The organism is Thalassospira sp. (assembly GCF_030690045.1).
GTDB lineage: Bacteria > Pseudomonadota > Alphaproteobacteria > Rhodospirillales > Thalassospiraceae > Thalassospira.
This window is the reverse complement of sequence record NZ_JAUYHK010000005.1, coordinates 201341-209583: the sequence shown is the minus strand read 5'-3', so window position 1 is coordinate 209583 and position 8243 is coordinate 201341. Positions and strand designations below refer to the sequence as shown.

The following is an 8243-nucleotide window of genomic DNA, read 5'->3' as shown; positions in this document are numbered from 1 at the left end:
GATGCCAGTTGTGCGGTTTGCAAGACCTGACCGGACAATTCGCCGGTTTTGCCGGTTTCATTGGCAACATCGGTGATCGAGGTCGATACCGCACGGGTACGGTCCGCCGCCCCGCGCACATTGCGGGTGATCTCGTTGGTCGCCGCACCCTGTTCCTCGACCGCGGCCGAGATGGTGGTGGCGATTTCATTGATGTTTTCAATGATCTTGCTGATCGCCTCAATTGCCGAAACCGATTCCCCGGTGGATTTCTGGATACCGGCAATCTGGCCGGAAATTTCCTCGGTCGCCTTTTCGGTCTGATTGGCAAGGTTCTTGACCTCGGCGGCAACCACGGCAAAGCCTTTACCGGCATCCCCGGCACGGGCGGCTTCGATGGTGGCGTTCAGGGCCAGAAGATTGGTCTGTTCGGCAATGCCGGTGATCAGGGCAATCACCTCGCCAATCCGGTTGGCCGATTGTGACAGGCTGACCACCAGATCATTGGTTTCCTGTGCCTTGGTGGCGGCATTGTTGGAAATGCGGGTTGATTCCGCCATCTGACGGTTGATTTCCGCATTCGATGCCGACAATTGTTCGGTTGCTGCGGCGACGGTTTCGACATTGCCGGTGGCTTCCTGTGCAGAATTGGCGACTTCTTCGCTTTGTCCCGACACCAGTTCGGCGCTGTGGCTCATCTGGCCCGAAACGCCTTGCAACTGTTCGGCAAGGGCGGCGATTTCACCGACCGCACTTTCGACTTCGCCTTGCAACGTATCGGCCAGACCCAGCAATTCATCGCGCAGGGCTTCATTGCGTTCGCGATTGAGGCGGACTTCTTCTTCCTGCAATTCGCGGACTTTCAGGGCATTTTCCTTAAAGACCTCGACCGCACGGCCCATGGCGGTGATTTCGTCATTGCCGCGCACGGGAACCTCGATATCGAGATTGCCATCGGCCAGCGTGACCATGGTGTTTTGCAACCCGGCCAGACGGCGCAACAGATTACCCCGGACATAGATCACGTAAATCGCCAGCGACAGCAGGATCGCCGCGATGGCGACCGCATACAGGATCATGGAACTTTGTTCTTGCAGAACCTTTGCCTGATCAGATGCGGCATCGACATCACCTTGCAGCGCATCGACCAGTTCGGTCACGCTGGTACGCATGGCGTCGGCATATTCGCTGCTTTGCTGCACATACATCAGGGCATTGGTTTCGGTTTCCAGTTCCTTGATACGCAGATCGGGCAGACTGCCATCGCCCACCGAAAGCGCGTTCATTTTTCCGACCAGATCAACGTAAAACGCCTTGAGACGTTCGTTATCAAGATTTTCAAGCAGCGCGGTGATGTCGGAATAGGTGCCACGCATGCGCACGCCGACAATCGACAGCCGGACGGCTTCGGTTTCGGTCGATGATGAAATGATCATATTGGCGGCATTACCGCCCAGCCGCTCGATTTCAAGAATCGGGGTGCGGGTGGTAATGGCGTCATTGAATTTGTAAAAGGCTTCAAGGATTTCATCCTTGGATTTCGTCAGCCGTTCAACCGGATCATCCCGCAATGTTTTGACCAGGGCATCTGCCTGGGCAATATCGTTCTGGGTATAGGACAAAAGCGGTTTGAGGGTATCGGCATAGCGTTTGGCGTGATCCTGAAATTCTTTCAGTTTCGCGTCCTTGTCGGCGGCAATGGCAAAACGGTCCTGCGTGACATTATGAAGACCGGCCAGTGCTTCCTGAAGCAGGATGCGGTTGGTGTCGATCATATCGAGAATTTCAGGCGCAAGACCGTCTGCTTGCAGGGCTTCAATCTTGTTGGACATTTCCATCAGGCGGAAATCAAGTTCCTCCTTGATGGCCAGTTCTTCTTCCGGCGATTTGGAAGCGACAATGCGCGGCGCGATGGCGACAATTTCCGCACTTTCCGTCGCCAGTTGCTGGGCGGCAAACATCGGCGGAAGTTTTTCTTCGGTGATTTCCGATAGTGTCGCGCCAAACTGGTTAAAGGAAAACCCGCCGACAACCGCCGCCAGAACGGCCATCAGGCCGACCATTGCAAACGATAACAGTAACTTTCCCTGGACCCCGAATTTCGTTCCCATTCTGTTCCTACCCTTTTTTACGTTTCGGTCTGTCCCCGAATGCGCCAAAATCTGGTCGCACAACAGGCCGATCGATATTGTTCGTTTCGACTTTGCGCTTTGTTGCGCAATTATCTGATTATCAATGTCATCAATATTCGTATGACGATATTGATTCATCGTGAACCGACTTACAAGCCCTAAGCGATTTTGTGGGCAATTACATACAAAGTATTATTTAGGGAAAGTTACTATAAAAGTGAACCTGTCCTGATGTACATACAGGGCAACCCTTATAATGCAATCATGATGCGCGATGGCTGGACCTGTGCCCGCAAACAGGCTATAGAGCGGTCGTTGCGCCCGCAAGGCCCCGGTTTCGGGTGGCAGGCGCAGACATAATTTATCAAGGCCGGTCAGGCATGGCGCGATGGCGCAGGCTTGTCGGCACGATGCCCCGCATCGCGTGACAACCCACAAAGCATACAGGTTTCAGGTTATGGCCGGCCATTCCCAATTCAAGAACATCATGCACCGCAAAGGCGCGCAGGATAAAAAGCGCGCCAAGATCTTTACCAAGCTGGCCCGTGAAATCACGGTTTCGGCGAAAATCAGCGAAGATATGGACAGCAATCCGCGTTTGCGTGCTGCCATCATCGCCGCCCGTGGCCAGAACATGCCCAAGGATAATATCGAGCGCGCCATCAAAAAGGCGACCGGTGCGGGCGATGAAGGCAATTACGAAGAAGTCCGTTACGAAGGATATGGCGTTGCCGGGGTTGCGGTCATCGTCGAAGCCCTGACCGATAACCGTAATCGTACGGCCTCCGAAGTCCGGTCGGCCTTTGCCAAATCCGGCGGCAATTTGGGCGAAACCGGGTCGGTCGGCTTTATGTTCAACCGGGTCGGTGAAATTGTTTATCCGGCGGGCAAGGCCGATGCCGAAACCATGTTTGAAGCCGCCCTTGAAGCAGGGGCCGCCAATGCGGAATCGGATGAGGACAGCCATGTCATCGAAACCGAGATCGAAGACCTCAATCAGGTGCGCGAAGCCCTGATGGTCAAATTTGGCGATCCGGAAAGTGCCAAACTGGTGTTCCGCCCGGTCACATTGGCCGAAGTTTCGGTCGATCAGGCGCAAAGCATCATGAAGCTGGTCGATGTTCTGGAAGACAATGACGATGTCCAGAATGTCTGGACCAATGTTGACTGGACAGACGAAATCGTCGCTGCCCTCGATAACTGATCTTGATTGCGCCCGTCATTCGCTTTTGAATGGCGGGCGTATTGTATCTGCACATCGAACAAGGGGTGATGCTGCGTGGTAAGGGTTCTCGGGATTGATCCCGGTCTTCAACGAACCGGTTGGGGGGTCATTGACCTTCGCGACAACCATATGCGCCATGTCGCCAACGGGGTGGTGACATCGACCCAGACCCTGTCGCTGGCAGAACGGTTGCGGCAATTGCATGACGGGCTGATGGAGGTGATCAAAATCTGGACCCCCGATGAAGCCGCCGTTGAGGAAACCTTTGTCAATAAAAACCCGGTATCGACCCTGAAACTGGGGCAGGCGCGGGGGGTTGCGCTTTTGGTGCCATCCCTGTGCGGGCTGTCGGTAACGGAATATACACCCAATGCCGTCAAAAAGACGGTGGTGGGGGCCGGTCATGCCGCCAAGCAACAGGTGGAAATGATGGTATCGACCTTGCTGCCGGGGTGCGAGATCAGGGGGGCGGATGCCGCCGATGCGCTGGCCGTGGCCATATGTCATGCCCAGCATGCCGGGCAACGGGCATTGGCCAGCATGGAAACCGGATATGGGAGACGCAACCGATGATCGCCAAGCTGCGCGGAATTGTTGATTTTGTCGGCGAGGACAGTGTGATCCTTGACGTTCATGGCGTCGGGTATCTGGTGTTTGCCTCGCGCCGGACATTGTCGATGTTGCCCCCCAAAGGTGGCGATGCGGGCCTGTTGATCGAAACCCATGTCCGCGAAGATCATATTCATCTGTATGGGTTTGGCGACGAGGGCGAAAAACAATGGTTCGCCCTTTTGACCACCGTGCAGGGGGTGGGGGCCAAGGTCGCACTGGCATTGTTGTCTGTTCTGTCACCCACCGATTTGCTGCGCGCCCTTGCTGCACAGGATGCCACCGCCCTTTGCCGGGCGCCGGGGGTGGGCAACAAGGTGGCGGCACGGATCATTGGCGAATTGAAAGACAAGGCATCGCGCCTGAACCTTGGTCCGGTGGCTGCACCAGCCGTTGCAGAGGCATCGGCGGGCAAAGCCAAACCGGCAGGCAAGGGCATGCCGGCCGTCAGCGAAATGCCCGAACCCGATAGCGATGAGAACGCCGCCATGCTGGGTGATGCCGTGTCGGCACTTGTCAATCTGGGTTATGGCCGTTCCGAGGCCTTTGGCGCAGTGGGCAAGGCGTTTCAGCAGGCCGACGGGAAGGCATCGCTTGATAGCCTGATCCGGTTGGGACTTAAGGAGCTGAGCGCGTGAGCGACGAAGAGGACCGTTTACTGGCGGGGGAACGCCGGGCCGAAGATATTCAGGACGGATCGCTGCGTCCACGCAGGCTGGATGATTTTACCGGCCAGAAAGAAGTGCGCGAGAATCTGGATGTTTTTATTCAGGCCGCCCGGGGCCGTGAAGAAGCAATGGATCATGTTTTGTTTTTCGGGCCGCCCGGCCTTGGCAAAACCACATTGTCGCAAATTGTTGCGGCTGAATTGGGTGTTGGATTTCGCGCCACATCCGGCCCGGTGATTGCCAAGGCGGGCGATCTGGCAGCGCTTTTGACCAATCTGCAGCCGCGCGATGTGTTGTTTATCGATGAAATCCATCGTCTGAGCCCGGCGGTTGAAGAAATTCTATATCCGGCGATGGAAGATTTCCAACTGGATCTGATCATTGGCGAGGGACCGGCCGCACGTTCTGTGCGCATTGATTTGCCGCCCTTTACTCTGGTGGGGGCGACGACCCGGTCGGGGCTTTTGACAACGCCGCTGCGTGACCGGTTTGGTATTCCGTTGCGTCTGCGCTTTTACGAACCCGAAGAACTGGTGGAAATCGTCGCCCGCGGGGCGCGGCTGTTGCAATTTGATCTGAGCCGGGACGGGGCGATGGAAATTGCCCGCCGGTCACGCGGGACCCCGCGTATTGCCGGGCGCTTGTTGCGCCGGGTGCGCGATTTTGCCGTGGTGGCGGGCAAATCGCCGGTTAATAAACTGATGGCCGATGCCGCCCTGACCCGGCTGGAAGTGGACCATCTTGGTCTGGACAGTCAGGATCGCCGGTATCTGCATTGTATCGCCAGCAATTATGGCGGGGGGCCGGTCGGGGTGGATACGCTGGCCGCTGCCCTGTCCGAAGAACGCGATACCATCGAAGAAGTCATCGAACCTTATCTGTTGCAGCAGGGCCTGTTGCAACGCACCCCAAGGGGGCGGGTTCTGGGGATGAAAGGTTTCATCCATCTGGGATTGACGCCGCCGCGCCAGATTGGCGGGGTACCGCTGGCCGATCTGTTTGATGACAATGCGGATGGAAACGCAGAATGACCGACATGACCGATGCGTTGTTGGGCCGGATCGACGGTAAACGCCACATTTACCCTTTCATCGTATTTTACGAGGATACTGACGCCGGTGGCATCGTGTATCACGCCCAATATCTGGCCTTTGCCGAACGGGCGCGGACCGCGATGCTTAATTTGTTGGGCTTTACGAACAGAGACGTGGCAGAGCGCCACAAAGTTGCCATAGCGGTTCGACACTGTACGGTCGATTTTCGTCGGGCTGCGCGCCTGGAAGATCGCCTGCATGTTGACAGCAAGGTGATCCGGCTGGGCGGCGCATCACTGGGGTTTGAACAGAAAATCATGCGTGACGACGAGGAATTGGTGACTATCGAAATCTTTCTTGCCTGCATGTCGCTCGAAACCCATAGGGCACAGCGTTTGCCGGATGAATTGAGAAATGTGTTCTGTGGCTATCTGAATGTGAGCGAGGACTGAAAACAATATGGAAAATCAGGTGGTCGATGCTGTAACGCTGGGCCAGTCCGTTATGGCGCATGACATGTCCATGTGGGGGCTGTTTCTTCAGGCGGGTATCGTTGTCAAAACTGTTATGATCGGCCTGATGCTGGCCTCTATCTGGGTCTGGGCGATCATTTTTGAAAAACTGACCCGGTTGCGCAAATTGCGCGCCCAGGCCAACCGTTTTGAAGAAGCTTTCTGGTCGGGCGGATCTTTGGAAGATCTGTATGACCGGATTGCCGATCAGCCCAAAGACCCGATGTCGGCGATTTTTGTATCGGCGATGCGCGAATGGCGGCGGTCCAATGCCAAGGGTGTCAGTGGTGAAACCATGCGCGCCCGGATGCAACAACGCCTTGAACGGACGATGGAAGTCACCCTTGGTCGTGAAATGGACCGGGTGGAACGGTATATGACGTTTCTGGCGTCGGTCGGATCGACCGCACCGTTTGTCGGCCTGTTTGGCACCGTCTGGGGCATCATGATTTCGTTTCAGGCGATTGCCGCATCGAAAAACACATCGCTGGCCGTGGTTGCCCCCGGTATTGCCGAGGCGCTGCTGGCAACGGCGATGGGGCTGGTTGCGGCTATTCCGGCCGTGGTTGCCTATAACAAGATTTCCAGTGATCTGGGCCGCTATAACAACCGGCTGGAGGCCTTTGTGGACGAATTCAGTTCGATCCTCTCGCGCCAGCTTGACGAAAGGCGGGACTGATTTATGGGCGCGCAACTCGCTTCGGGAAAAGGCGGCGGCGGTCGTCGCGGACGGCGGTCGCGCCGCCGGGCCGCCATGAGCGACATCAACGTCACACCGATGGTCGATGTGATGCTGGTGTTGCTGGTGATTTTCATGGTTGCTGCCCCGCTGATGACGGTCGGGGTGGATGTTGATCTGCCGGAAACAACGGCCGCCCCGATGAGCGGACAGGACGAACCGCTTGTGGTGTCGGTTTCCAGTGACGGCACGATCTATATTATGGACAGCGAAGTTGAAAATGACAGCCTGACCGCCAGACTGGAAGCCATCAGCGAAAACAAGCTTGATACCCGTATTTTCGTACGCGGGGATCGGGCGATTGATTATGGCCGGGTGATGGAAGTCATGGGCATGATCAATGCTGCCGGGTTTACCAAAGTGGCGCTTGTCGCCGAACTGCCGAACAGTGACCGGTGATCTGGCATGTATCGTAATGCGCTGATATCTTTGGCCGGACATGTGGTGATCATTCTGATTGCCTATTTTGGTTTGCCTGATTTGTTCAGGGAAACGCCGGTCGAACTTCAGTCTATTTCTGTCGAGGTTGTCGATATTTCGGAATTGTCGGGCGCGCCGACCAAGGCCCAACCGAAACCGGTTGAGGACAAAAAGCCGACGCCAACACCGCCAAAACCGGAACCCAAACCCAAGCCGGAACCGCCCAAGCCAGAACCTCCGAAGCCCGAGCCGAAGCCTGAGCCAAAACCGGAACCACCGAAACCCGAACCCAAGCCGGAACCCAAACCCGAGCCGAAACCGGTAGTGGAACCATTGCCGACCAAGGATGTCGAAAAGAAACCGGAACCGCCCAAGGAAGTGGCAGAGGTAACGCCGCGGGCCAAGCCCGAGGCACCAAAGCCCGAGAAAAAGCCCGAGCCGAAACCGGAACCCAAGCCGGAACCGAAACGCGATCTGTCATCGGTTCTGAAAAACGTCGCCAAGCTGAAAGATACGGCACCGAAATCGGAACCGGTTGATCCCGATCCGACACCCGAGGAAAACAGCAGCGAAGTGGTGGCAACCCGTCTGGATGCGCGATTGACCATGGGCGAACTTGATGCGGTCAAACGCCAGATCGAACGATGCTGGAGCCCGCCTGCCGGGGCGCGGGCGGCAGGTGAATTCGCGGTCGAGATTTTTGTTTCGGCGCGGTCTGACGGAACGGTGCAATCGGCCCGAATCGCCAATGCATCGGAAATCGGGGGCGATCCATCGCGGCGCGCGATTGCCGAAAGTGCGTTGCGCGCTGTGAAAAATCCGCAATGCAGCCCGTTAAAGCTGCCGCTGGATAAATATGATATGTGGCGCACATTCACGTTCAATTTCGACATGCGTGAAATGTTGGGTCTCTAGCAACTTGTTA

Annotated in this window: 9 protein-coding genes; 8 read left to right on the top strand and 1 reads right to left on the bottom strand. The window is 56.4% G+C overall.

Translation table 11 applies throughout. The annotated features are described in order from the left end of the window. On the bottom strand, nt 1-2090 hold a 2090-nt coding region (locus tag Q8O73_RS03285), incomplete at its 3' end, for a methyl-accepting chemotaxis protein (protein ID WP_305554879.1). A gap of 478 nt (nt 2091-2568) precedes the next feature. On the opposite strand from Q8O73_RS03285, the gene Q8O73_RS03280 reads away from it, so the two are divergent. The 8 genes from Q8O73_RS03280 to Q8O73_RS03245 all read left to right on the top strand — a co-directional run bounded on the left by Q8O73_RS03280 (nt 2569) and on the right by Q8O73_RS03245 (nt 8233). Beyond that, entirely contained in the window at nt 2569-3315 is a 747-nt protein-coding gene (locus tag Q8O73_RS03280; protein ID WP_305554877.1) for a YebC/PmpR family DNA-binding transcriptional regulator, read from the top strand. Nucleotides 3316-3390: 75 nt separating this feature from the next. Beyond that, a complete protein-coding gene (gene ruvC / locus Q8O73_RS03275; RefSeq protein ID WP_305554875.1) occupies nt 3391-3909 on the top strand; it encodes a crossover junction endodeoxyribonuclease RuvC in 519 nt (172 codons plus the stop codon). Continuing rightward, a complete protein-coding gene (gene ruvA / locus Q8O73_RS03270) occupies nt 3906-4583 on the top strand; it encodes a Holliday junction branch migration protein RuvA (RefSeq protein WP_305554872.1) in 678 nt (225 codons plus the stop codon). Before ruvC ends, ruvA begins: the two co-directional genes overlap by 4 nt. After that, the gene (gene ruvB / locus Q8O73_RS03265; RefSeq protein ID WP_305554869.1) at nt 4580-5644 is read left to right on the top strand and encodes a Holliday junction branch migration DNA helicase RuvB; all 1065 of its coding nucleotides are present in this window, start codon (nt 4580-4582) and stop codon (nt 5642-5644) included. The genes ruvA and ruvB overlap by 4 nt, the downstream gene beginning before the upstream one ends. Beyond that, nucleotides 5641-6099 (top strand): YbgC/FadM family acyl-CoA thioesterase, encoded by a 459-nt coding sequence (locus Q8O73_RS03260; protein WP_305554866.1) that lies wholly within the window; start codon nt 5641-5643, stop codon nt 6097-6099. The genes ruvB and Q8O73_RS03260 overlap by 4 nt, the downstream gene beginning before the upstream one ends. Nucleotides 6100-6106: 7 nt before the next feature. After that, nucleotides 6107-6838 carry a protein TolQ gene (gene tolQ / locus Q8O73_RS03255; protein WP_305554863.1) on the top strand — a complete coding sequence of 244 codons (732 nt, stop codon included), beginning with the start codon at nt 6107-6109 and terminating at the stop codon, nt 6836-6838. 3 nt (nt 6839-6841) lie between these two features. Further along, complete coding sequence (tolR, locus tag Q8O73_RS03250) at nt 6842-7297, top strand: protein TolR (protein WP_305554860.1); 456 nt, start codon at nt 6842-6844, stop codon at nt 7295-7297. Between the two features lie 6 nt (nt 7298-7303). Next, nucleotides 7304-8233 (top strand): energy transducer TonB, encoded by a 930-nt coding sequence (locus Q8O73_RS03245; protein WP_305554857.1) that lies wholly within the window; start codon nt 7304-7306, stop codon nt 8231-8233. The last annotated feature ends 10 nt before the right edge of the window (nt 8234-8243 follow it).